Below are 25861 nucleotides of genomic sequence, written 5' to 3'. Positions count from 1 at the left end.
CACTGAGTGGGCCATTGGGCGATTCAGTGAGTTATCCGCCGACCCTGGACTTATGTTCTTGGTCATCCCATATGTGGACTTTAGTGTTCGCCGGGAGCAAGAGCTGCGGGATCGAGTCCTGCCACCGTCCGGAGACGAGGTGTGGAGCGTGTGCACGCGAGGTGCGGCTGCCGGCCGGTTTCAGGTCAGAGGGGACGTCGCGGAGGGATGAGATGGCTGCGGGCGTTCGCCGTGATGCCGTTGCTGGCGTCGGTCCTCGCCGCTTGCGGCAGTGACGAGGGCTCCGGCAGGCCCACCCTCAACTGGTACAACTTCCCGGACGACTCAGGGGCGCTGCAGAAGGCGGCCGACCGGTGCAGCCAGGCGTCGGGCGGTCGCTACTCGATCAGCTACAACAAGCTCCCGCGCGCCGCGGACGGACAGCGCCAGCAACTCGTCCGAAGGCTCGCCGCCGAGGACGACTCGCTCGACATCCTGGGCCTGGACGTCACCTGGGCCGCGGAGTTCGCCGAGGCGCGCTGGATCCGGGAATGGACGGGGGCCGCGAAGCAGCAGGCCGTCGAGGGCACCCTGCGCGTACCGCTGCGGACCTCGACCTGGAAGGGCAAGCTCTACGCCGTCCCGTACAACACCAACACCCAGCTCCTGTGGTACCGCAAGGACCTGGTGCCCACCCCGCCCAGGACCTGGGCCGAGATGCTGGACATGGCCGGCGCCCTCGCCCGGCAGGGCAAGCCGCACTTCGTGGAGATCCAGGGCGCCCAGTACGAGGGCCTGACCGTCTGGTTCAACACGCTGATCAACAGTGCCGGCGGTTCCATCCTCAACGCGACCGCGACCGCGCCCTCTCTCGGCCGGCCCGCGGTGCGGGCCGCCGGCATCATGCGCGATCTGGCCAGGTCCCCGGCCGCCGACCCCTCCCTGCCCAATCAGATGGAGGACCAGAACCGGCTCGCCATGGAGTCGGGGACGGCGGCGTTCGAGCTCAACTACCCGTTCGTCTATCCGTCGATGAAGGCGAACAACCCCGAGCTGTTCAAGAACTTCCGCTGGGCGCCGTACCCCCGGGTCGATCCGAACCGCCCGGCACGGCCCACCATCGGCGGCATCGATCTGGCGGTGAGCGCCTACTCGCGCCACCCCGACCTGGCCTTCGAGGCGGCACTGTGCCTGCGCAACCGGGAGAACCAGCTCAGCGCCGCGCTGGAGGGCGGTCTGCCGCCCACCCTGCGCGCCCTCTACGACGAGCCCGCGTTCATGAAGGAGTACCCGTTCTCCAAGGACGTCCTGGCCGCCCTGGAGTCGGCGAGCGTGCGCCCGATCACTCCGGTCTATCAGAACGTGTCGATCGCGGTCTCCCACACGCTGTCCCCGCCGTCCGGGATCGAACCGGAGAGCTCCGTCGACACCATCGGCGAGCAGATCGACGATGCCCTGCGATCCGAGGGTGTGATCCCGTGAAGCACGACCTCTCCCGCCACTCCGTCGCCCCGCGCCGCGGCGCGCGGGCCTCGTCCCCGGGCGGCCCGCGATGAGCACGCGGGCGCGACACGCCGGAACCCCACCGCCACCCGAGGCGCGGACGGAGCAGGCGGGGCCGGACCGGGCGGCACTCTCGGCGGGCGCCCGGCAGGAGCGGCGGCTCGGCTGGCTGCTCTGCGCGCCCGCCGTCGTCGTCATGACCGCCGTGACCGCCTACCCCATCGGGTACGCCGTCTATCTGTCCCTCCAGCGCTACGACCTGCGCTTTCCCGGACGGGCGGAGTTCGTGGGCCTGAGCAACTACGGCGCGGTGCTGTCCTCTCCGTTCTGGTGGGACGCCTTCTGGGTCACCCTGTTCATCACCGCGGTGTCGGTGGCGATCGAACTCGTTCTCGGAATGGGGCTCGCCCTGGTGATGCACCGCACGATCTTCTGGCGCGGCGTCGTCCGCACCTCGGTGCTGATTCCGTACGGGATCGTCACCGTGGTCGCCGCCTTCTCCTGGCAGTACGCCTGGACCCCGGAACTCGGCTACCTCGCCGAGCTGCTGCCCAGCGGGGAGGCCCCGCTGACCGAGCAGTGGCCCGCCCTCTGGCTGATCATCCTCGCCGAGGTGTGGAAGACGACGCCGTTCATGGCCCTCCTGCTGCTCGCGGGCCTCGCGCTGGTCCCAGAGGAGACCCTGAAGGCAGCCATGGTGGACGGCGCCACCGCCTGGCAGCGCTTCACCAAGGTCATGCTGCCGCTGATGAAACCGGCCGTCCTGGTGGCACTGATCTTCCGCACCCTGGACGCGTTCCGGATCTTCGACAACATCTACATCCTGACAGCGGGCGCCCAGGGGACCGGCTCTGTGTCGATCCTCGGGTACGACAACCTGTTCACCGCGCTGAACCTGGGCATCGGGTCGGCGATCTCGGTCCTGATCTTCATCTGCGTCGGGATCATCGCCTTCACCTTCGTCAAACTGTTCGGTACCGCGGCGCCGGGTGCGGAGGTGGGGCGCTGATGGCCGCGGTGGGAAAGACGCACGCCACCCGATGGGGCGTCCTGAACGTGGTGGTCGTGCTGTACGCCCTGTTCCCGGTGTGGTGGATCGCCGCGCTGTCGTTCAAGGACCCCAGCACCCTGACGGACGGGAACTACATCCCCACGGACTGGACCTGGGAGAACTACCGAGGAATCTTCGAGACCGCCGAGTTCACCCGGGCACTGATCAACTCGATCGGCATCGCGCTGATCGCCACGGTGATCGCCGTGGCACTGGGCACCATGGCCGCGTACGCGGTGGCCCGGCTGCGGTTCCCCGGCAAGCGGGTCCTCATCGGCATGTCACTGCTGATCGCCATGTTCCCGCCGATCTCGCTGGTGTCACCGCTGTTCGACATCGAGCGGATCATCGGCATCTTCGACACCTGGATCGGGCTGATCATCCCGTACATGACCTTCTCCCTGCCGCTCGCGATCTACACCCTGTCGGCGTTCTTCCGGGAGATCCCCTGGGACCTGGAGAAGGCCGCCAAGGTCGACGGGGCGACGCCCGCGCAGGCCTTCCGGCTGGTCATCGTGCCGCTGGCCGCACCGGGCGTGTTCACCACGGCCATTCTCGTGTTCATCTTCTGCTGGAACGACTTCCTGTTCGCGATCTCGCTGACGTCCACCGAGTCCGCGCGCACCGTGCCCGCGGCGATCGCGTTCTTCACCGGCAGCTCCCAGTTCCAGCAGCCCACAGGGTCGATCGCCGCCGCCGCCGTGGTGATCACCATCCCGATCATCGTTTTCGTCCTGCTCTTCCAGCGGCGGATCGTCGCCGGACTGACCTCCGGGGCAGTCAAGGGCTGAACGGGGAAGGCAAGGAGGCACCATCCATGGCCGAGATCATCCTTGAGGGAGTCACCAAGCGCTTTCCCGACGGGGCGCTCGCCGTGAAGGACGTGGACCTCGCCATCGCCGACGGCGAGTTCGTGATCCTGGTCGGCCCGTCGGGATGCGGCAAGTCCACCACGCTGAACATGATCGCCGGACTGGAGGACATCACCGAGGGCACCCTGCGCATCGGTGGCCGGGTCGTCAACGACCTGGCTCCCAAGGAGCGCGACGTCGCCATGGTGTTCCAGAGTTACGCCCTGTACCCGCACATGAGCGTCCGGGAGAACATGGGCTTCCCGCTGCGCCTGGCCAAGGTGGACAAGGCCACCATCGACGCCAAGGTGACGGACGCCGCCCGGATCCTCGACCTCACCGAGCACCTGGACCGCAAGCCCGCCAACCTCTCGGGCGGTCAGCGCCAGCGGGTTGCCATGGGGCGGGCGATCGTCCGTGATCCCAAGGCGTTCCTGATGGACGAGCCGCTGTCCAACCTGGACGCCAAACTCCGGGTACAGATGCGCACGCAGATCTCCCGGCTGCAGCGGCGCCTCGACACGACCACCGTGTACGTCACCCACGACCAGACCGAGGCGATGACGCTGGGCGACCGCGTCGTGGTCATGAGACAGGGCCTGGTCCAGCAGATCGGCACCCCGGCCGAGCTGTACGACCTGCCGCGCAACCTCTTCGTCGCGGGCTTCATCGGCTCCCCGGCGATGAACTTTCTGAACGCCACCCTGGAGGCCGGCGCCCTGCGCTCGTCCCTCGGGGACCTGACCCTCGACGACCGTACGAGGCAGGCGCTGGAACGCCGGAACGCGCCCCGCGAGGTCATCGTCGGGCTGCGGCCGGAGGCGTTCGAGGACGCGGCCCTGTCACCCGAGGGGGCCCGGACGGGCCCGGTCCTCACCGTCACCGTGGAGGTACTGGAGTCGCTGGGCTCCGACGCGTACGTCTACTTCGCCGCGGAGGGAGGGCCCGCGACGACCACCGAACTGGAGGAGCTCGCCAAGGACTCGGGCCTGCGCGACACCGGCACCGACACCCAGCACATCGTGGCCCGGCTGAACGCCGCCACCCGGGCCCGCGAGGGCGAACCGGTCGAACTGCGGGTCGACATGGCCAAGGCCCACGTGTTCGACCCGGGGACCGGAGCGAACCTCACGCATCCGGTGAGAGCGGACTGACGACGCACCGCACGGGGCGCGATCCGCGATCCCCGTGCCGGAGATCCGACACGACCCCTTCGCGGGCCGTTCGCCGGTCGGGTTTCCCACGGCCGTCTCCCTCCTTCACCAGCTGATCCGGGCTGCCACCGGCAGGTGGTCGCTGCCGGTGGCCGGGAGGACCCACGCGCTGTGCGGCCGCACACCGCGGACCAGGATCTGGTCGATCCGCGCCACCGGGAACCCGGCCGGCCAGCTGAAACCGAACCCGTCCCCGGCCTCGGTCTGCGCCGAGCGCAGCCGCGCGGTGAGGGCGTCGAAGGCGCGGTCGTCGGTCGTGCCGTTCAGGTCGCCGAGGAGCACCACCCGTTCGTCGCGCTCGGCGGCCACGGCCTCGGCGAGCGCCCGCGCGTTCCTGTCCCGCGACTCCGTCCAGAAGCCCGTCCGGGGGTTCAGCCGTACCGACCCCAGGTGGGCGACGTACACCGTGAGCGGCCCCCGGTCCGTGGCCACCGTGCCGCGCAGCGCCCGGTTGTAGGCCAACTTCTCGTCGACCGGCTTGGTGGCCGCCAGCGGCCCGACATCCTGCGCGATGTCGACCGGCCGGGTGTCCGACAGCGGCAGTTTGCTCCACAGCCCGACCGTCCCCAGCACGGCGTGGTGCGGATACGCCTTCGCCAGCTCCCTCTCGTACGTGCCCCGGGCCTGCGGGGTCAGCTCCTCCAGGGCCAGCACCTGTGCGCCGGAGGCGGCCAGGGCACGGGCGGTGCCGACCGGGTCGGCGTTGTCGGCGCCGACGTTGTGACCGACCACGGTGAGGTCGCCGCCCGGGAGGGACCTGTCACCGAGCAGCCCGCCGAACAGGTGCAGCCACACCGTGACCGCCAGCAGCAGCGCGGCCACCGCGGAGGCCGAGCGGCGCCGGAGCGACACGGCCAGCAGCACCGGGACGAAGAGACCGAACCACGGCAGAAGGCTCTCCACCAGACTGCCGACGTTGCCGATACGGTTCGGGATCTCCGCGTGGAACAGCATGACCAGGCCCAGCAGCAGCGCCAGCGCCGTGAGGACCGGGCCGCGCTTCCAGTGCTCTCGCCGGGAGCCGAAGCGCAGCGCCCGCCGGATGCCGGTGCGCCGGGCACCGGTGGCGGAGTCCGGGCGGTCGGCGTCACCCTCCGCGGTCTCCGGCGTGCCTGTCCCCGCCGTGCCCATCCCCGGCGTGCGCATTCCCGCCGTCGTAGGGCCTCGACCACGGCCTCGTCCACGGCCGGTCACTGTTCGCGTCATGGGGCCAGTCAAGGCGGCGCGGTGTTGCCGGCGCGTATGCGGTTCTCGATACGCCGACGATATGCGCCGCCTCGTAGCCTCGGAGCATGCGTGTCTTGGTGGTGGAGGACGAACCGTACCTGGCGGAGGCCATCCGCGACGGCCTGCGCCTGGAGGCGATCGCGGCCGACATCGCCGGTGACGGCGACACCGCGCTGGAACTGCTCAGCGTCCACACCTACGACATCGCCGTCCTCGACCGCGACATCCCCGGACCGTCCGGCGACGAGATCGCCGCGCACGTCGTCGCCTCCGGCAGCGGGATGCCCATCCTCATGCTCACCGCGGCCGACCGGCTCGACGACAAGGTCTCCGGGTTCGCGCTCGGCGCCGACGACTACCTCACGAAGCCGTTCGAACTCCAGGAACTCGCGCTCCGCCTCAGAGCACTCGACCGCAGGCGCGCCCACAGCAGGCCACCCGTGCGGGAGATCGCGGGCCTGCGCCTGGACGCGTTCCGCAGGGAGGTCTACCGGGACGGCCGCCATGTCGCGCTGACCCGGAAGCAGTTCGCCGTCCTCGACGTCCTGGTGGCCGCCGAGGGCGGTGTGGTCGGCGCCGAGGAACTCCTGGAACGCGCGTGGGACGAGAACGCCGACCCGTTCACCAACGCCGTGCGGATCACCGTCTCGGCCCTGCGCAAGCGGCTCGGAGAACCCTGGATCATCGCCACCGTGCCGGGCGTCGGCTACCGCATCGACACCCGGCCGGAGGCCGGACACCAGGGAGACGGCCGTGGATAGGGCACCCGGGCTGAGCGTCCGTGTCCGGCTCACCCTCAGCTACGCCGGGTTCCTCATGCTGGCCGGCCTCCTGCTGCTCGCGGCGGTGTGGGTGTTCCTGCTGCGGTACGTCCCCGACCGGGCCATGCTCATCACCCCCGACGACAAGCCCGGGAACGGCGTCTTTCCCGTCCGCTCCGCCCTCCTGGACGTCTTCGCGCCGAAGGCGGCCGCCGTCCTGCTGCTCCTGCTGGTCTTCGGGCTCCTGGGCGGCTGGGTCCTCGCCGGCCGTATGCTCGCCCCGCTGACCCGCATCACCCACGCCACCCGCATGGCCACCGACGGATCGCTCTCCCACCGGATCCGGCTGCCGGGCCGCAACGACGAGTTCCGCGAACTCGCCGACGCCTTCGACACGATGCTCGCCGGGCTCGAAGCGCACGTCGCCGAGCACCAGAGGTTCGCGGCCAACGCCTCGCACGAGTTGCGCACGCCCCTGGCGATCTCCAAGGCGCTCCTCGACGTGGCCCGCGCCGATCCGCACCACGACACCGGCGCGCTCGTCGAACGCCTGCACACGGTCAACGCCCGGGCGATCGACCTCACCGAGGCACTGCTCCTGGTCAGCCGCGCCGAAGGGCGGTCCTTCACCCGAGAACCCGTCGACCTGTCCCTGATGGCGGAAGAAGCGACCGAGACCCTCCTCCCCCTCGCGGAGAAGCACGGTGTCACCGTCGAGACCGAAGGTGACATCGCGCCCACGAGCGGATCACCCGCGCTCCTGCTCCAGCTGACCACGAACCTCGTGCACAACGCGATCGTCCACAACCTGCCCGAACGGGGCGCGGTGCGGGTGAACACCGCCGTGCGGGCCGGCGCCCACCCGAGGACCGTGGTGCTCACGGTGGAGAACACCGGCGAGCACCTGACCGCCCAGCTTGCCTCGACCCTCGCCGAACCGTTCCGGCGCGGCACCGAACGCGTCCACACCGACCACGCGGGCGTGGGCCTCGGCCTCGCCATCGTCGAGACCATCGCCCACGCGCACGACGGCACCCTCACCGTCACACCGCGCCCGGAGGGCGGGATCCGCGTCACCGTGGAACTGCCCGCGACCTCCCCGCACGCCGGTCGATGAACGCGCACCAGCGACGACACGCGCTCCCGGACCCGCCTCCCCGACCCCCGGTGCCGGTCCGTCAGAGTTCGACGAGGACCTTGCCCCGGGTCCTCTCCCGGTCGCGGTAGAGGGTCCGGTACGCGTGCGGGACGGCGTCGAAGCCGTGGTGGACGGTCTGGTGGTACCGGACCTCGCCCGCGCGGACCAGGCCGCCCAGCTCCTGGTGCATCCGTGACAACAGCGGTTCCGTGAACCACTCCTGGGCGAAGATCCCCCGGATCGTGGTGCGCGGGAACATGATGTACGGCAGCAGCCGCGGGCCGGTCGTCTCGCCGTTCACCGTGGTGGCCCACTGCCAGCAGACGGCCACCCGGCTGTCCACGTTGAGCATGGTGAACACCGCGTCGGTGACCGTCCCGCCGAGGTTGTCGAAGTAGCGGTCGACCCCGTCGGGGGCGGCGAGCAGCAGCGCCTGCCGAACCTTCTCCGCGTCGTCGGCGCGGTCGTAGCACACCACCTCGTCGAAGCCCAGCTCGCGCAGATACCCGGCCTTGCCGGGCGAGGAGGTCGTACCCACCACCCGCCCGGCGCCCGCCCGCGCCGCCAGCTGGCCCACCAGGGAGCCGACCGAGCCGGACGCCCCGCTGATCACCACGGTGTCGCCGGGGCGCACGGCCAGGAACCTGGTGAACGTGCCCCAGGCGGTCATCCCGGGCGCGCCCATGATGCCGAGCGCGGTGGACAGGGGCAGCCGCTCGTCGTACGCGTCCGGGTCGAGCCGGCGATAGGCGGGCAGGACCATCGGGAAGGCACCGGTCCGCCACACCTCCTCGGCCCCGTTGTGGACGACATGGCTGCGCCAGCCGCCGAAACCCTGCACGAGGTCGCCGACCCGGAAACGGGCCTCCGGGCCCGTCTCCAGCACCTCCATGATCGAGTCGCCGCCCATGTGGTGGCCGAGCGGAGTCTCCAGCGCCAGCCCGTTCTGGTACGGGTCGACCGAGACGTACCGGGTGCGCAGGAGCATCTCGTCGGGGCGGAGGACGATCTCGACGTCCTCGGCCAGCTTCTCGTAGATCCGGTCGACGTCCGGCACCCCGCCCAGATGCTCACGGACGACCCACTGCTCGATCCTCATGCCAGGGCTCCCCTCTCGCTGTCCGCGTCGCCGCCCACCGGAACGACCAGGTGGGTCGGTGCCGGCGCGCTCCGGTCGATCTCGGCGGTGAAGTCCAGTCCGTCGTCCCGGCAGACGAACTGCGTGACGTGCCGCCCGGCCGCCGCCGCGCGGATCAGGCCGCCGATCGTCGCCCAGACCCCGGAGAGGTAGAAGTTCGACAGCCCCGGCAGTACCGGGCCGCTCCGCCTGATCTCGTCCTCCAGGGTCTCCGCGCCCTCCACGAACGGGTTCCAGCCCGGGAAGGTCCCGTCGTAGACGCCCGTGTAGCGGACCTGGGTGAGCGGGGTCGAGACGTCGGCGACGGCCACCGCGTCCCCGAAGCCGGGGAACCGCTCGTCCAGGAAGGAGACGATGCCGGACCGCACCCGGCGTTTGGCGGTCAGATACTCCTTGCCGTGCCTGACCGGCAGCGTGTGCAGCTCCTGCCCGCGCCGCACCCGGGAGGACTGCTCCGGACCCTGGTGCAGCGCCCGCCAGGGGGCGATGTCCGAGAAGTACGTCGCGAAGACCACGGTGGACCCGCGCGGCGCCAGCTCCGGATAGTGCCGGGTGCGGAACTGCACGTTCATGGACGGGCAGCGGATCCCGGTCAGCTCGCTCGCCTGCCGCTCCGTGAGCAGGTACGTGGTGCAGGGGTCGCCCTCCGGGAAGGGCCTGCGCAACCCCAGGAACAGGGAGACGTATCCGGGGGAGAGCTGGCCGGGCTGGTCGATGAGCGAGGTGTAGAGCCTGCGGTAGGTGTCGTTCAGGTAGTGGCCCTTGAGCAGCTTCATCACCGTGGTGTGGCCGTCGGCCGCCGAGACCACGATGTCCGCGCGGTGCTCCCGGCCGTCGCTGAGGCGTACGCCGACCGCGCGGTCCCGCTCGACCAGGACCTCCTCGACCTTGGCGTTGTAGGTGATCTCGCCGCCGAGTCCGCGGTAGCGCTGCTCCACCGACCGGGCCAGGCCCAGCGAACCGCCCTCGGGCACCCCGGCCGCGCGGTTGGCGTGCGAGGCCAGCTGGAAGTAGAACGGCAGCACCGGGAAGGCCGGATGCTTCTCGTAGAGGATGAAGTTGAACGCCTCGCGCAGCAGCGGATCGTGGAACCGCTGCGCGTAGTCGGTCATCAGGACGGTGATCGACCTGCGGATGGTGGCGAAGTACGGGGCGAACGACGCCATCATCCGCCATCGCTCCCTCCTGCCCATCAGCCCGACGGGTTTGAGGAACGGGTAGACCGCGAGCGCCTTGCGGAAGGTACGGACGCCGGCGCAGAACTCCCGGATCGGCGCGGAGTCCATCGGCGAGAGGGAGAGGAGATGGGCCTCCAGCCGGTCGGGATCGGAGTAGAAGCGGACCGCCCGGCCGTCCCGGCCCCGGACGATGTTGAACACGTCGAAGTGCCGCATCTCCTTGCCCTGGAGGGCGCCCAGTTCCAGCCAGATCTGGTACATCTCGTTGCCCGGCCCGTTGCCGAGGAGCCAGCTGACGCACCAGTCGAAGGTGAAGTCGCCGCGGTCCCAGCCGGTGCACGAGCCGCCGGGAATCTCGTGCATCTCGAAGATCCGGGTCCGGTAGCCGTTCATCCGGGCGTAGCACCCGGTGGACAGGCCGCCGAGACCGCCGCCGATGATGATCATGGTTTCGCGTCGGCGTGCCAATCGCCTCGCCCTTCCCGTCTCTCGTGGTCCGTGCCTGTCGTACGGGTGGTGGTGCGGGCGCCCGCTCACCAGGCGACCGGAAGTGCCTGGAGGCCGTTCACCATCGCGTCCTGCTTCCAGCGCAGCTCGTGCTCGGGGACGGCCGGCCGCAGTCCGGGGAGCCGGGCCAGGACCCGTTCGATCGCCACCCGCAGCTCCAGCCGGGCCAGGTGGGCGCCGACGCAGTAGTGCACGCCGTGACCGAAGCCGATGTGGGGATTGGCCGGGCGGTCCAGCACGAGGCGCTCCGGCTCCGGGAAGACCCGAGGATCACGGTTGGCCGCCGCCGTGGCGATCATCACCGCCTCGCCGGCCCGGACGGTGACCCCGCCCAGCTCGACGTCGGCGGTCGCGTACCGGGGGAGGCTGAAGCCGGTGAGCAGCGGCACGTACCGCATCAGCTCCTCCACCGCCCGGGGGATCAGCTCCGGCCGCTCCCGCAGGCGGGTCAACTCCGCTGTGTTGTACAGCAGTTGGTGGAAGAAGTTGCCGATCTGGTTGGTCGTGGAGACGAAGCCGGCGATCAAGAGGTCGCAGGCGATCGAGAGCAGCTCCTCCTCGCCGATCAGCTTCTGCTCCCGGCAGGCCCGCACCAGCGTGGTCAGCAGGTCCTCGCCGGGCTCGCGGCCCCGCAGCTCCAGCACGCGCGCCATGTAGTCCATGAAGGCCTGGCCCTCGGTGGCGAGCACCTCGCCGGGGGTGACGGCGGAGAGCACCGTCTCCGCCCAGGCCCAGAGCATCCGGTGGTCCTCGGCGGGCAGGCCGAGCACCTCACAGATGATGGTGGTCGGCATGGGGATCGAGAAGTCCTCGACCAGATCGGCGGGTTGGCCCGCCTCGACGATCCGGTCGAGCAGTTCGTCGGCCAGTTCCACGGCCCGGGCACGCAGCCGCTCGACTCGGCGGGCCCCGAACTCCCGCGCCACCAGCGAGCGGAGCCGGGTGTGCTCGGGCGGCTCGGTGGAGAACAGTCCGGCGCCGGTACGGGCCACCGGCCGCATCCGGGGCTGGTCGCGGCCCATCGCCGCGGCCAGGCTGAACCGCGGGTCGGCCAGCACCGCCCGTACGTCCTCGTACCGGGTGACCAGCCAGGCGCCGTCGCCGTACGGCATCCGGATCCGGGCCAGCGGCTGTTCGCGCAACTCGGCGTAGGCGGGGTGGAGTTCGAGCCCCCGGGGGGCGAAGGGATAGGGCAGGGCCGGCTCAGGGCGCATCGGTTGCTCCCGCGTCGAGGATCGACCGGGCGAGCCCGGCGTTGTGGGCGACGAACTCGTGGTCGAGCATCTCGGCGTGGCGGCCGAAGCCCGGGACGACGGTCGTCCGGGTGGTCGAGCTGCCGTGCCAGGCGCCGTCGTGCCCGGCCTGGTACAGCGCGGCCTTCTCGGCGTCGGAGATCACGCCGATCGCGGCGGTGACCACCCCGAGGTTGGGCGTCCGGCCGCAGAACCGCAGATAGTCACGGGCGTGGGCGCGGGTCTCCTCGGCGACCACGGCCGAACCGGTGTGCCGCCGCAGATGGTCGGCCAGTTCGCGCTCGAACACCTCGACGTGCTCGTCGGAGAGGTCGAAGGGCTCCGCGATCCGGTGCGAGTCGACGATCACCACATGGGCCACCGTCCGCCCACGCCGCTCCAGCTCCCCGGCCACCTCGAAGGCGAGATTGCCGCCCAGGGAGTACCCGAGGAGGGCGCAGGGCCCCTCCGGCTGGAGCGACTCCACCAGGTCCGCGTACCGGTCGACCTTGTCGTCCCCCGTCACATAGTTGAAGGCGACCAGCCGGTACTCCGGCAGGTGTGCCGCGAACTGCCGGTACACCAGACCGTGGCCACCGGCCGGCGGAAAGCAGAAGAGCGTGCTCGACCGCTCCTTGTTGAACCAGAGGTAGGGCCGACCTCCCGCGATCCGGCCCGTGATGATGTCCTCCACGGTCCGCGCCATCCCGTGCAGGGTGGTGACCTCGAACAGCCGACTGACCGGGACGGCGATGTTGAACTCGGCCTGCAGACCGTGGATCAGCTCGATCAGCTTGATCGAGGAGCCGCCCGACTCGAAGAAGTCGTGCTGGAGACCGGGCCTCTCGATGCCCAGCAGGGACCGCCAGTGCTCGGCCATCCGGATCTCGTAGAGGGTGGTGGGCGGCTCGGCGTCCCGGTCCTCCGCCCGGGCGTCCGGGGCTGGCAGCGCGGCCAGGTCCACCTTGCCGTTGGCGGTGAGGGGCAGCGCGGGCAGTTCGGTGAGATGGGCCGGGATCATGAAGGTCGGCAGAGTGGCGGTCAGCCGGCGGCGGAGCGCGCGCCGGTCGACGGTCCGGCCGGGGGCCGGCACGCAGTAGGCGCAGAGCACCTTCTCGCCCGTGCGGTCGGCGCGGACGGTCACCACCGCACGGTCCACGTCGGGCCACTCGGCGAGCCGGCTCTCGATCTCGCCCGGCTCGATCCGGTGTCCGCGCACCTTGACCTGCGTGTCGGCCCTGCCGAGCAGATGCAGCACGCCGGCGGTGTCCCAGCGGGCCAGGTCGCCCGTGCGGTACAGCCGGACCGGCTCGGTGCCGTCGGCGCCGCCCAGCGGCAGGGTGGTGAACCGGCGGGCCGTCCGCTCCTCGTCGCCCGCGTAGCCGAGCGCGACCCCGGAGCCGCCGATCCACAGTTCGCCGGTGACACCGGGCGGCACCGGACGGCCGTGCCGATCGAGCAGATAGCAGGCGCTGTTGGGGAACGGCCGCCCGATGGGGACGGTCCGGCCGGGCTCCAGCCCCGCCACCGGCCCCTCGAAGTACGTGCTGTCGACGGTGGCCTCGGTGAGGCCGTAGGAGTTGACGAGCCGGGTTCCCGGCCCGCACAGGGCGCGCAGCCGCTCGTACTCCTCGGCCTTCCAGAGGTCCGAGCCGACCACCAGCAGCCGCATGAAGTCCAGCCGCAGGCCGGAGCGTTCGCAGTGCCCGACCAGGAGGCGGACCACCGCCGGGACGAACTCGGCCGCGTCCACCCGCGCGGCGCGCATCACCTCGTACAGCCGGGCCGTGTCGAACAGGACCTCCCGGCCGACCAGCACCAGGGAGCCGCCCGAGCAGAGGGCGCGAACGACGTCACCGGTGAAGACGTCGAAGGAGGGGCCGGCCATCTGCAGATGGACCCTCGCCTCGCTGTCCAGCCGGTACTCCGCCCGCCAGGCCTGGTACGCCGAGGCCAGGTTGCCGTGGGAGACCCGCACGGCCTTGGGCCGGCCGGAGGACCCGGAGGTGTGGATGACGTACGCCGGGTCGTCCGGGCCCACCCGGACGTCGGCGAACTCGTCCTCCTCCGTGTCCGTGGGGGAGGGGGACGCATGGAGTTCGCCCACGGTCACCCACCGGGCGGGCAGGGCTTCGAGCCGGTCCCGGTCGTCGCCGACGACGAGTGTGGCTCCGGCGTTGCGGACCAGGTGGGACAGCCGGTCGTCCGGGTCCGCCGGGTCGAGCGGCAGATAGGCGGCGCCGGCGCGGAGCACGGCGAGCAGCGCGACGATCAGCTCCGGCGACTTCCCCGCGCAGAGCGCCACCACGGTGCCGGGCCCGGCACCCAAGGTCCGCAGCCGGGCGGCGGCCCGCGCCGAGCGCTCGGCCAGTTCGCCGTAGGCGAGGCGGACGGTCCCACCTGAGCCGTCCGGCATCACCACCGCGAGCGCCTCGGGATCGGCCGCCGCCGCGCGCAGGATCAGCTCGTGCACCGGAGCCCCGTACGGCACCCGGCGGTCCGCGCCGCTCCAGCTCCCGAGGACCAGTGCCCGTTCCTCGCGGCCGAGCAGTTCCAGCCCGGTCGCCGCGCGCTCCGGGACGGCCGTGGTCAGCCCCTCCAGCAGGTTGACGTAGTGCCCGGCCAGCCGGGCCATGGTCGCCGGCTCGAACAGATCGGTGTTGTACTTCAGCACGCAGTGGAAGCGGTGTTCCGCCTCGTCCTCGTACGCGGACAGGGTGAGGTCGAACTGCCCCTCCTCCTCGGGGAGTTCGATGTACTCCAGGCGGTAGCCGTACTTCTCGGTGGCGACCTTGTGGTGGAGCAGGATGAACATCGCCTGGAACACGGCCGAGCGGCTCGGGTCGTGCTGGAGGCCGAGCTTCTCCACCAGCAGCACGAACGGGTACTCCTGGTGGTCCAGCCCGCCCAGCACGGTGGTCCGCACCCGGTCCAGCAGCTCGGCCACGCTCGGCTCACCGGCCAGCGACACGTGCAGCGGCAGCGGGTTGACGAAGTAGCCGTACACCCCGGCGAACCTTTCGTCGGTGCGGCCGGTCACCGGACTGCCGACGACGATGTCGTCCTGCCCCGAGTAGGCGTGCAGCAGCAGGTAGTAGGCGCTGAGCAGCACCATGAAGACGGTGACGTTGTGCTCGCGGGCCACGGCGTGGACCCGGGCGCTGAGCTCCTCGTCCAGGACGAAGAACTCCGAGGCGCCGTTGTGGGTCTGCACCGCCGGGCGCGGCTTGTCGACGGGCAGATTAAGGGTCGGGACCTCGGCCGGCAGGTGCGAGCGCCAGTAGTCGAGCATCCTCGACGCCTCGCGCCCGGCCAGGAACTCGGTCTGGTGGTTGAGGAAGTCCAGGTAGCGCGCGGCGACCGGCGGCAGCTCGGGCGCGGCGTCCCGGCGCAACCCCTCGTAGACGGCGAGCAGTTCCTCGATGAAGGTGAAGGTGGAGAGGGCGTCCGAGACGATGTGGTGGACCGCCTTCATGATGATCCACCGGGCCGGGCCGCGCCGGAACAGCCGGAACCGCACCAGCGGGTCGCGCTCCAGGTCGTACGGCCTGCGGTACTCGCGGACGATCAACGCGTGGATCTCGTCCCAGTCCAGGTGCTCGACGTCGTGCACCCCGAAGTCCGGCTCCACCGAGGGGGAGATCCGCTGCACCGCCCGGCCGCCGTCGAGCACGAAGTTCGCCCGGAGGCCCGGGTGCCGCTCGACCATGGTCCGGAACGCGGCGGCCATCAGCTCGGGTTCCAGCTCCACCCGGACCTCGACCGCACCGCCGATGTTGTAGGCGAAGCCGTCCGGGTCGAGCTGCTTGAGGAACCAGAGCGCCTTCTGGTTCTGCGTCAGCGGATACGCCGTCTCGTCCTCGTACCGCTCGACGGCGGCCCGGTCCGTGCCGGGCCGCTCCTTGTCGAGCAACTCGACCAGCGACGCGTGCAGTTGGGTGACCAGCTCGGCCACGGGGGCGTCGCTGAGCAGGGCCACCAGCGGGAGGGTGGTGCCGAGTTCGGTGGTGAGGCGGGCCCGTAGCTCCATCGCGAGGAGGGAGTCCAGGCCGAGCCCGCCGAGTCCGCTGTCCGCCGCGATCTGCTCGGCGGGCACCCGGAGCACGCCGGCGACCAGTGTCGTGAACCAGGCGGTGAGCAGCGCGGGGCGCTCCGCCTCGCCGGCCGCGCGCAGCGCCTCCAGCGGGCCGGTCCGCTCGGTCGCCCGTGCGGACTGCCGGGTGGTGGCCGCCAGGTCGGCGACCAGCTGGGGCGGGGCCGGGTACCAGGCGAGGAAGACCTGCCAGTCCACCACGGTGGCGATCAGCAGCTGGGCGCGGTCCTGCCCGAGCACACGCTCCAGTACGGCCATCCCGGTCCGCGGGGCCAGCGAGCTCATGCCCCGGCTGTCGCGGTAGTGGTCGATCAGACCGAGTTCCTCGATCATGCCGGTGGCCCAGGGGCCCCAGTCCAGGCTCAGCGCGGGCAGCCCGAGCGCCCGGCGGTGGTGGGCGAGCGCGTCCAGGAAGGCGTTCCCCGCGGCGTAGTTGGTCTGTCCGGCGGTGGTCAGCAGCGAGGCGATCGAGGCGAACAGCACGAAGTGGTCGAGCGGTTCGCCTGCCAGTTGCCGGTGCAGGGCGAGGGCGCCGAGCACCTTGGGGTCGTACACCGCGTCGAACGTCTCCCGGTCGAGGTCACCCACCAGGGTGTCGCGGACCTGGCCGGCCAGATGGAACACGCCCCGGATCGGCGGGCGCTCCAGGCGCCGGTGGTCGGCCAGCCAGGCGGCCAGCGCGGACTCGTCGGTGATGTCCAGCGTCACCGGGACCGGTTCGGCGCCGAGCGCCTCCAGCTCGCGCAGGAAGGCGGCGCGCCCTCCCTGCGGCCCGTCCGGGGCGAGGTCGCGCCACCGCTCGCGCGGCGGCAGGGTGCCTCGGCCGACCAGGATCAGCCGACGGGCGCCGCGCCGCACGAGGGTGCGGCAGAGCAGTCTGCCGAGCGCGCCGAAGGCACCGGTCACCAGATACGCGGCGTCCGGGCGGAGGCTCGGCGGCAGCGGCAGGCTCAGCCCCTCGGCGGGGCGCAGCCGGCAGGTGAGCCTCCGGCCGGGGCGCAGCGCGATCTCGGTCTCGTCGGCGACCGCGAACTCACGCAACAGCGCGGTCGCCTCGGCCCCGGCCTCCCCGCCCGGCCCGAGGTCGACCAGCTTCCCGGGGTGCCCCGGCAGCTCCTGGTGCCGCAGCACCCGACCGATGCCCCACGCGGGGGCGCCCAGCGGCTCGACCCGCTCACCGGCGGTCGTGGCCTGCGCGGACCGGGTGACGATGTGCAGCCGACAGCCGGGCAGTTCGGCCGACAGGAGGGCGGCGAGGGGGACGAGGCTGTAGGCGACGGTGCTGGTGGGTGGGTCGGCGGGGTGGGTTGGGGGGTGGGCGTCTGCCGTCGGTGTCGGGGTCTGCCCGTCGGTCGTGGTGCCGGGGTGGGCCGGGGGCGTCAGGGTCGGGTGGTCGAGGTTCCAGAGGTGGACGACCGTGGTGGGGTCGGGGAGGCCGGAGGCGCGGCGGTCGGCCAGGAGGCGGGCGAGGTCGGAGGCGGAGCCGGGCTCCACCGTGGCCGGACCGCCGCCCTCGGCAGGCCGAAAACCGCTGCCGGGCAGGACCAGCGAACAACCGCCCCCGCGCGCGCCGATCCGCTCGGCCAGTGCCGCGCCGACCCCCCGGCGGTCGGCGAAGACCAGCCAGTGCTCCCGCTCCCCGGCCCTCGACTCGGCGTCGTCAGCACTCTCGGGGACCTCGGGAAGGTCCGTCCAGACCGGCTCGGCGAGCCAGCCGTCGATGGTCGCCGGTCCGACGGCGGTGGCGGCCTGCTCGACGTCGGCGGCCCGGAAGCCGGTGACCCCGCCGAGCGAGGCACCCTCCTCGTCGTACACCGCGAGATCGCCCAGCAGTTCGGTGCCGGTGTCCCGCACGACGGTCGCGTGCACCCAGAGGGTCCGGTCGCCGACCGCGTCCAGCCGGACCTCCTCGACGGCGACCGGCAGCCGGATGCCCGCGCCTCCGTGCCGCGCCGTCGACAGCTGGGGGGTCAGCAGGGTCTGGAAGAAGGCGTCCATCATCACCGGGTGCACCTGATGGTCCACGCCCCGGCCCGCGACCGCCGCCGTCGGACGGATCCGGGCCAGCGCCTCGCCGGGGCCGACCCAGACCTCCTCGATGCCCTGGAACGCGGGGCCGTAGTGATAGCCGAGCGCGGCCAGTTCGGCGTAGCACTCGGGCCCCGTCAGGCGGCGCGCGGCCCGCCCACGGATCGCCGTCGCGTCCAACGCCCGTACGGCACAACGGCGTTGACCAGGCCGAACGGTGCCCACGGCATGCACGGTCCGCTCGGTCCCGTCCCCGGCGGGGGTGGCCACGGTGAAGCCGCCCTGCTCGGTGGAGAGGGTGAGGTGGACGGCGCGGCTCTCGCCGTCGGGCAGGAAGAGCGCCTTGCGCAGCTCGATGCCCGCGAGCGCGGCGTCGGTGCCGCCGGTCAGCGTACGCACCGCCTGAACGGCCATCTCCAGGAAACCGGCGGCGGGGAAGACCACGGTGCCCTGGATCCGGTGGTCCTCCAGATACGGCAGTGCCTCGGTGTCCAGCCGGGCCTCCCAGGCCGGTTCGGCGCCGGGCAGGCGGCGACCGAGCAGGGGGTGGTCGATCCGGCCCCGCCTGATCTGGGCGACGGGCCGGGGTTCGACCCAGTGCCGGTCCCGCCGGAACGGGTGGCGCGGCAGGGGGACCACACGTCCGGCGGGCTGGAGCACCGACCAGTCGATCTCGACCCCGAGGTTGTGCAGAGCGGCCAACGACGTGGTGAACGTGCGCTGTTCGTCCTCCTGACGCCGGATCGAGGGCAGGGTGCGGACCTCGGACGTACCCGCGTCCGCGGAGCGGGTGTCACCGGTCGGGTCGGCGGAGCGGGTGTCATCGGTCGGGCGGGTGGCTCCGGGGTCGGGGGTCTGGCGGGTGGTTCGGGCCTGGACCGTCTCGACGATCGACCGGCCGAGCACCGGGTGCGGGCCGATCTCCACGAAGAGGCGGTATCCGTCGTCGGTGAGCCGTTCCACCGCCTGGCGGAAGCGGACGGTGTCCCGGACGTTGTGCCACCAGTACCCGGCGTCCAGCTCGGTGCCGTGGGCGGTGCCCTCGCGCCCCGTGAGATACAGCGGGACCACGGCGGGACGGGCCTTGAGATCGGCGAGGGACTCCAGCAGCTCGCCCTTGATCAGCTCCATCCTGGCGCTGTGGTACGGCACTTCCACGGACAGCGGGCGGGAGAAGACCTGCTCGGCGGTGAGTGCGTCGGCCAGCTCGGCGAGTGCCACCGCGTCCCCGGCGAGCGTGAGCGAGCCGGGGCTGTTGACCGCGGCCACCGAGACCGCGTCGCCGCAGGGCCGGAGCCGCCGGACGGCCTCGGCCTCGGTGAGTGCGACGGCCAGCATGCCGCCGGTGCCGGCCAGCCGGTGCTGGAGCCGGCTGCGGTGGACGACCACCTTGACCGCGTCGGCCAGGTCGTAGACACCGGCCTCGTGGAACGCGGCCACCTCACCGGTGGAGTGGCCGACGACGGCGTCCGGGCGCACCCCGCGACTGCGCCAGAGCGCGGCCAGCCCGACCTGGACGGCGAAGTTGGCGGGCTGGGCGAGCCAGGTCTCGCTCATCCGCGAGTGCGCCTCGGCGGCGGCGAGTTCCTCGGTCAGCGACCACCCGGTCAGCTCGCCGATGTGTTCGGCGCAGCGCTCGACGGCCTCCCGGTAGACGGGCTCGGTGGCGTAGAGCCGGCGGCCCATCGCCCACCACTGCGGGCCCATGCCGGTGAAGACCCAGCAGAGCCGGCGGTGCCGGGGGTCGAGGCGGTGACCGCTCAGCACCCGGGGGTGCGCTTCGCCCCGCAGGTACGCCGAGAACGCCTCGTCCAGCGAGGCGCGGGCGGCGGCGTCGCGGGAGTCGTAGACGACCGAGAGTCGGGCGTCGTGGTGCTGGCGGCGATGGGCCAGGGTGTGGCCGAGGTCGGCCGGCCGGGCCGGGGAACCGCCCCGCACCCCGGCCAGCTCGGCCTGGATACCGGCGACCACCTGGGGCAGGGCGGCGTCCTCCCGCGTGCTGAGCGGAAGCACGGTCCAGAGGGGCTCCCCCTGGGGCTCCCCTTCAGCACCCCCGGCCGACACGGCACCCCCGGCCGACACGGTGACGGCACCCTCCGCTTCAGGCCGTGCTTCCCGTGCTTCTCGCGCTTCTGGCGCTTCTTGCGTTTCTCGCGCTGCCTGCGACTCCGGCTTCGGCTCCGGCCCGAACTCCCGCTCCGGTGCCGCCTCCAGCAGGACGTGCGCGTTGGTGCCGCCGAAGCCGAAGGAGTTGACTCCGGCCCTGGCCGGGCCCTGGTGCGCGGGCCACGGAGTGGGTTCGGTGGGGATCTCGTACGGGAGCGTGGCCGCGTCTATCGCGGGGTTGAGCCGCTCCAGGTTGATGTGTGGCGGGATCAGCCGGTGTTTCAGCGCCAGTGCCGACTTGATCAGCCCGGCCAGGCCCGCCGCCGCCTCCGTGTGCCCGATGTTGGTCTTGACCGAGCCGACGTAACACGTGTCACCGGGCCGCCGTCCGACCGCCAGCGCACGGGCCAGCGCGTTCGCCTCGATCGGGTCGCCGACCGGGGTGGAGGTGCCGTGCGCCTCGACGTACTGGAGGCTGCCGGGGACGATCCCGGCCCGGGCGCAGACCCGTTCGATCAGCGTGACCTGGGCGTCCGGGTTGGGCACGGTGATGCCGTTGGTGCGGCCGTCCTGGTTGACGCCGCTGCCGATGACGACGGCGTGGACGGGGTCACCGTCGCGGAGGGCGTCGGAGAGCCGTTTGAGGGCGACGACCGCGACGCCCTCGGCCCGTACATAGCCGTCGGCGGCCGCGTCGAAGGTGCGGGAGCGCCCCTGTGGGGAGAGGAAACCGCCCTTGGTCTCGGCGATCGTGTACTGCGGCGCGATGTGCAGCAGGGTGCCGCCGGCCAGCGCGAGGTCGGTCTCGCCGCGCAGCAGGCTCTGCGCGGCCAGATGGACGGCGACCAGGGAGGAGGAGCAGGCGGTGTCGACGGAGACGCTGGGGCCGCGGAAGTCGAAGCAGTGCGAGATGCGGTTCGACACCATCGTCATCATGGTGCCGGTGGCGGTGTGCGGGGCCAGGGTCTCGAAGGACAGGTCGGAGAACTGGACGATCTTGTAGTCCAGGGTGAACGCGCCGATGTAGACGCCGACTTCACGGCCCGCCAGCTCGGCCGGCTTCTGTCCGCCGTCCTCCAGTGCCTCCCAGGTCACTTCCAGCAGTTTCCGCTGCTGGGGGTCCATGTGATCGGCCTCGCGACCGCTGATGCCGAAGAAGGCCGGGTCGAACTCGTCGAAGCCGTCGATGTACCCGCCCCGGCCGCCGACCAGCCGGCCGGGCTTGGCCCGGTCCCGGCTGCCGAGGCTGGCCACGTCGTAACGGCTGGGCGGGGTCGCGGTGATGCAGTCCTTGCCCTCGACCAGGTTCTGCCAGAACGAGCGGTGGTCGGACGCCCCGCCGGGCAGTCGGCAGCCGATCCCGATGATCGCGATCTTCTCGCGCGCGGTCTCGGTGGCGTCGGTGAGTGGCGGGCCGACGGGTGCGGAGACGGAGCAACCGTCGGCGTGGGCAAGGCTGTTGGACGGTGCCGGATGCGGCGGGCCCGTGGGCGTGGAGGTCGGGTGCGGTGGGCGGGAGCGGGGGAGAGGGGGGTGTGCGGGGTCGGAGGGGTCGGAGGGGTCGGAGGTACCGATGCATGAGTCCGTCATGGTCTAGTCCTTGTGACGCTGGGTCGCGCGTGCGGCTCGGATGGCGCTCGGTCGCACGGGCCTGGGGGCGATGGCCGCGCTCCCGGATCCGTGCGGGACGGAGAGCCGGGGCGGCCGAAGTGGTGGAGCACAGTGGTCCGGGTCGGTGGGGAACTGTCGGAGCGTGAGCGGCCGTGCGCCAGGGCTGGAAGTGAGGTGCGGTCACGGCGGGTCCGGCGTCCTCGATCGCTGCCCGCGCATGACGCCCTGTGCCCGCCACCGGATAGTCACCGACAGTGTCCGTTCAGATACTAAGGGTGTTCATCGCTCGACGCGAGGGGTTCTCGGAAGGAATCGGAAAGGGGCGAAGTCATCCGATAAGCATCAGTCGAAATCCCGCCGGAGAGTGAACGGATTCGGCCACCGGGCTCGATGGTGCGATCACCCGTTGATGTCATGAGGGTGCGTTCCGGTGCCGGTCCGCGTCGCGTAGCCCGCCGTGGCGATCCGGACGAAGGAGCGGACCAGGGGATCGGTGCCGGCGTGGTTCCAGGCGACCACCAGACGGCTGGGCGGCATGTCGCGCAGGGGGACGCAGGTGAGGCCCTCCGGGAGGGTTTCGGCCAACGGGGCCACACCGACGGTGCCGTTCCACAGGACGGCCTGGACGCATTCGTGGACGGTGCGTACCACGGGGCCGTCGCGCAGGGTGGCGGCGGGCGCCGGCGCCGTCCAGAAGGCCTGCCACGCGGGATCGGTGCCGTCGGGCAGACGGAACCAGCGCCGGTCGGCGAGGTCCCGGGGATGCAGGGACGCATGACCGGCGAGGGGGTCGTCGGCGCGCAGTACCACACCGACCGGATCGGAGCGCAGGACGCGGCTGCCGATCCCGGTGTCGTCGAAGGGCGCCCGGGTCAGCGCCACGTCGACCAGGCCCGCGCGCAGGCCGGTGGTGGGATCGGTCAGGTCGGCCTCCCGCACGCGGACGTGGACGTCGGGATGGCGTGCACGGAAGGCGGCGATCAGTCGCGTACCGGCCTGTTCGGCGAGGGTGCCGAGGGTGAGCGTCGCCGTGCGGGCGGCGGCGGCGACCCGCGCGCGGGCCTGCTCGGCCTGCCCCAGCAGCGCGCGGGCTTCGTCGTACAGCGCCCGGCCCGCCGAGGTGAGCGTGACGCCGGTGGAGGAGCGGTGCAGCAGCAGGGCGCCGAGATCGTTCTCCAGCTGTTTGACGGTCCGGCTCAACGGCGGCTGGGTCATGTGCAGTCGGGCGGCGGCACGGCCGAAGTGCCGTTCCTCCGCGACGGCGACGAAGTAGCGCAGCGATCGTAAGTCCATGACCGGCGACGATACCCGCGCGGTATCGGGCGTACGGAACGGGTGTTGGACGGTGCGCGGGTGCCCGCACTGGACTGGAGCGCGAGCGCGTCACGGACCGTGCGGCGGACCGATCGATCCCCGCGCGGATCCGCTCCGCGCCCCTTTTCCGCCACAGCCCCTGATCGATCCCTGACTCCCTTGCCACACCCACCAGTTCGAGGAGCCACCGGTATGACCGAGAGCACGCTGTCCGACCCCGTCGTCCGGACCGGCCAGGTGCGGGAGGTGGCCCGCGATGTGCTGGTGATCCCTGACGGCGGAGTGCGACTGGTGCCCAACATAGGGATCATCGGCGGCACCCACTCCGTTCTCGTGGTCGAGACGGGGCTGGGCCCCGACAACGCCGAGGCCGTGCTCGCGTTCGCGGCCGAGCACGCCAGGGGGCGCAGACTCTTTCTGACCACCACGCACTTCCATCCCGAACACGCCTTCGGCGCCCAGGTCTTCGCAGGCGAGGCGACCTACCTGCTCAACCGGGCCCAGGCCGAGGACCTGGCCGGCAAGGGCCCCGGCTACCTCTCGATGTTCCGGGGGCTGGGCGAACCGATCGCCCGGCGGCTGGCGGGGGTGGAGCCGGTCGTGCCGGACACGGTCTACGACGACGCCTTCGATCTGGACCTGGGCGGCCGGGTGGTGCGTCTGCGGGCCACCGGCCGGGCACACAGCAGGGGCGACCAGGTGGTGAGCGTGCCCGACGCCGGGGTGATGTTCACCGGCGACCTCGTCGAGGCGGGGCAGTTCGCCATCTTCCCGTGGTTCCCGCCGTACGACACCGATGTGTCCGGCATCCGCTGGATCGAGGTGCTGAAACGGCTGTCGGCGCAGCATCCGCGCGTGGTCGTGCCCGGCCACGGCGGGATCGGGGGTACGGGGCTGCTGGCCGACGTCCGCACGTATCTGGAACTGCTGCGCGACGAGACATGGCGTCGCCGGGACTCCGCGATGAGCGAGGCGACGATCGCCGAGGAGGTGAGGCAGATGATGGTCGAGCGCCATCCGGAGTGGGTGGGTGAGGAATGGATCGAGCGGGGCGTGGGGTGCTTGTGCGCCGAACACGAGGTGAGCGGGTAGCGCCCGACGTGCCCCGAGCGCCGTGCCTCATGCGACCCATGCGACCCATGCGCCCTGGGTGCCCCGCGCGCCGGAGTGCTCTGCGGGGGAGCGGGCGGTGGGCGGCGCGCAACTGATCTCGTCGCGGCGCATGGCCGGGCTCGGCACGGCGCGTGGCCGGTCTCCTCGCGGCGCGCGGTGGTGATCCGGGGCGTGTCGGGGGTGAGGCGGGGCGTGTCGGGGGTGCTCGGTGGACTTGGTGGTGGGGCGGTCGGTTGGATGGGGGATCGGGCCCGTCCGCGGTGTCGCGGTCGACGACCGCGGGCCGCCCGCCGACACTCGACACGCGCCGGAGATGAGCTGCGATGGTGACCGACCGGTACGGCAACCGTCTGTACGAGTGCACCGCCGAGGGAGCGGCGCACCTGGACCGGGCCGTGGAGGGACTGTTGTTCTTCCGGCCCGAGTTCCCGACCGCCGTCGCGGACGCCGTGGCCGCCTGCCCGGAGTCGCCGATGGCCCAGGCGTTCGCGGCCTATCTGGGGGTGCTGGGGACCGAGTCGCGGGACGCCGAGGAGGCGGGACGTGGGTTCCTGGCCTTCAGCGCCGGGCTGGACCGTACGGCGCTGCCCCTGCGGGAACGGATGCACATGGCCGCGGCGGGGGCCTGGCTCGGCGGTGATCTCGGGCGGGCCGGTCGGATCCTGGAGGACCTGGTCGTGGAGTGCCCTCGCGATCCGCTCGCCCTGGCGGTGGGACACCAGCTCGACTTCTTCACCGGGGACGCCACACGGCTGCGGGACCGGATCGGCGGGGCCCTCCCGGCATGGGACCGGGACGACCCCCACCGCGGGCCGCTGCTGGGCATGTACGCGTTCGGCCTGGAGGAGTCGGGCCACTACGACCGGGCCCAGGAGGTGGCCCGCGCCGCCGTCGAGCGCAACCCCCGGGACATCTGGGCCATTCACGCCGTCGTCCATGTGCACGAGATGCAGGGCCGGTTCGCCGAGGGGCTCGGCTTCCTCGACGCGCGCCTCGACGACTGGGCGAGCGGCAGCCTGCTGACGGTGCACAGCTGGTGGCACTACGCGCTGTACGCCCTGGAGGCGGGCGACACCGCCACGGCCCTGCGGATCTACGACGCCGTCCTGCACCACGAGGAGTCGTCCGGGTTCGTCATGGAACTCCTCGACGCCGCCTCGCTGTTGTGGCGGTTCCTCCTGGACGGCTCGGAGCAGGAAGCCCGTTGGCGGGCCCTGGCCGACGCGTGGGCCGCGCGCGAGGACCCGCCGTTCTACGCCTTCAACGACGCGCACGCCGTCATGGCCTTCGCGGGAGCGGGGCGGCTGGACACGGCGGACGAGTTCGTCGCCGACCGGCGGCGCTGGCTGCGGGCGGCCCGGGAGGACGAGCGGCCGCAGACCAACCGCGTGATGACCGCCGAGGTCGGGCTGCCCGTCTGTGAGGCGCTGGTGGCGTTCGTCCGTGAGGACTACGCGACGGCGGTGGACCTGCTGTGGCCGATCCGCCGCCGGCTGCACACCTTCGGCGGCAGCCACGCCCAGCGGGACGCGGTCCAGCGGACCCTGCTGGAGGCGGCCCTCCGCGCACGTCGGGACGGGCAGGCCCGGCTCCTGCTGGGTGAACGCGCCGGTCTGAGCCCCCACAGTCCCTACAACTGGCTCGGCCGGGCCCGCCTCGCCGACGCCCTCGGGGAAGCGGGCCGCGCCGCCGTCGCCCGCGCCACGGCGACCGAACTGGCGGCCCCCGCCGCGGCGAGGCTCAGCGGGAACGCGCACGACACGTACCTCGGCCGGCAAGCCTGACCCCCGGCCGCTCCCCTCGGTCCCGGCCGGCCC

14 protein-coding genes are annotated in these 25861 nt (G+C 72.0%); 8 read left to right on the top strand and 6 right to left on the bottom strand.

From position 1 onward, the window contains the following. Positions 1 to 207: 207 nt before the first annotated feature. The 4 genes from HW837_RS06430 to HW837_RS06415 all read left to right on the top strand — a co-directional run bounded on the left by HW837_RS06430 (position 208) and on the right by HW837_RS06415 (position 4538). Entirely contained in the window at positions 208 to 1461 is a 1254-nt protein-coding gene (locus tag HW837_RS06430; RefSeq protein ID WP_234442482.1) for an ABC transporter substrate-binding protein, read from the top strand. A 70-nt stretch (positions 1462 to 1531) separates the two neighbouring features. Then, positions 1532 to 2491 carry a carbohydrate ABC transporter permease gene (locus HW837_RS06425; RefSeq protein ID WP_193379949.1) on the top strand — a complete coding sequence of 320 codons (960 nt, stop codon included), beginning with the start codon at positions 1532 to 1534 and terminating at the stop codon, positions 2489 to 2491. Next, positions 2491 to 3324: a carbohydrate ABC transporter permease gene (locus HW837_RS06420; protein WP_045556846.1), complete on the top strand. Its 834-nt coding sequence runs from the start codon at positions 2491 to 2493 to the stop codon at positions 3322 to 3324. The genes HW837_RS06425 and HW837_RS06420 overlap by 1 nt, the downstream gene beginning before the upstream one ends. Before the next feature lie 26 nt (positions 3325 to 3350). Next, positions 3351 to 4538, top strand: a complete 1188-nt coding sequence (locus tag HW837_RS06415) for an ABC transporter ATP-binding protein (RefSeq protein WP_045556847.1) — start codon at positions 3351 to 3353, stop codon at positions 4536 to 4538. 105 nt (positions 4539 to 4643) lie between these two features. Here the strand turns inward: HW837_RS06415 and HW837_RS06410 are convergent, their stop codons facing one another. Then, on the bottom strand, positions 4644 to 5744 hold the full coding sequence (locus HW837_RS06410) for an endonuclease/exonuclease/phosphatase family protein (RefSeq protein ID WP_237270026.1): 1101 nt from the start codon (positions 5742 to 5744) through the stop codon (positions 4644 to 4646). Between the two features lie 146 nt (positions 5745 to 5890). Here HW837_RS06410 and HW837_RS06405 point away from each other — a divergent pair, with 146 nt between their 5' ends. Beyond that, entirely contained in the window at positions 5891 to 6586 is a 696-nt protein-coding gene (locus tag HW837_RS06405) for a response regulator transcription factor (RefSeq protein ID WP_193379950.1), read from the top strand. Next, entirely contained in the window at positions 6579 to 7703 is a 1125-nt protein-coding gene (locus tag HW837_RS06400; RefSeq protein WP_193379951.1) for a sensor histidine kinase, read from the top strand. The genes HW837_RS06405 and HW837_RS06400 overlap by 8 nt, the downstream gene beginning before the upstream one ends. A gap of 61 nt (positions 7704 to 7764) precedes the next feature. On the opposite strand, the gene HW837_RS06395 is transcribed toward HW837_RS06400, so the two are convergent. From HW837_RS06395 to HW837_RS06375, 5 genes are all read right to left on the bottom strand, one after another. Beyond that, positions 7765 to 8823 carry an MDR family NADP-dependent oxidoreductase gene (locus HW837_RS06395; protein WP_193379952.1) on the bottom strand — a complete coding sequence of 353 codons (1059 nt, stop codon included), beginning with the start codon at positions 8821 to 8823 and terminating at the stop codon, positions 7765 to 7767. Beyond that, a complete protein-coding gene (locus HW837_RS06390; RefSeq protein WP_193379974.1) occupies positions 8820 to 10487 on the bottom strand; it encodes a phytoene desaturase family protein in 1668 nt (555 codons plus the stop codon). Before HW837_RS06390 ends, HW837_RS06395 begins: the two co-directional genes overlap by 4 nt. Positions 10488 to 10573: 86 nt before the next feature. Beyond that, positions 10574 to 11761, bottom strand: coding sequence for a cytochrome P450 (locus HW837_RS06385; protein ID WP_193379953.1), 1188 nt, complete (start codon positions 11759 to 11761; stop codon positions 10574 to 10576). After that, complete coding sequence (locus tag HW837_RS06380) at positions 11751 to 21596, bottom strand: non-ribosomal peptide synthetase/type I polyketide synthase (RefSeq protein WP_237270025.1); 9846 nt, start codon at positions 21594 to 21596, stop codon at positions 11751 to 11753. Before HW837_RS06380 ends, HW837_RS06385 begins: the two co-directional genes overlap by 11 nt. A 420-nt stretch (positions 21597 to 22016) precedes the next feature. Then, complete coding sequence (locus HW837_RS06375) at positions 22017 to 22910, bottom strand: LysR family transcriptional regulator (RefSeq protein WP_193379954.1); 894 nt, start codon at positions 22908 to 22910, stop codon at positions 22017 to 22019. Between the two features lie 213 nt (positions 22911 to 23123). On the opposite strand from HW837_RS06375, the gene HW837_RS06370 reads away from it, so the two are divergent. After that, positions 23124 to 24023, top strand: coding sequence for an MBL fold metallo-hydrolase (locus HW837_RS06370; RefSeq protein WP_045556855.1), 900 nt, complete (start codon positions 23124 to 23126; stop codon positions 24021 to 24023). Positions 24024 to 24367: 344 nt separating this feature from the next. Next, positions 24368 to 25828, top strand: a complete 1461-nt coding sequence (locus HW837_RS06365; RefSeq protein ID WP_193379955.1) for a tetratricopeptide repeat protein — start codon at positions 24368 to 24370, stop codon at positions 25826 to 25828. Positions 25829 to 25861 lie beyond the last annotated feature (33 nt).

Source organism: Streptomyces caniscabiei, assembly GCF_014930365.1.
GTDB classification, from domain to species: Bacteria; Actinomycetota; Actinomycetes; order Streptomycetales; family Streptomycetaceae; genus Streptomyces; species Streptomyces caniscabiei.
This window is presented reverse-complemented; position numbering and strand designations above follow the sequence as displayed.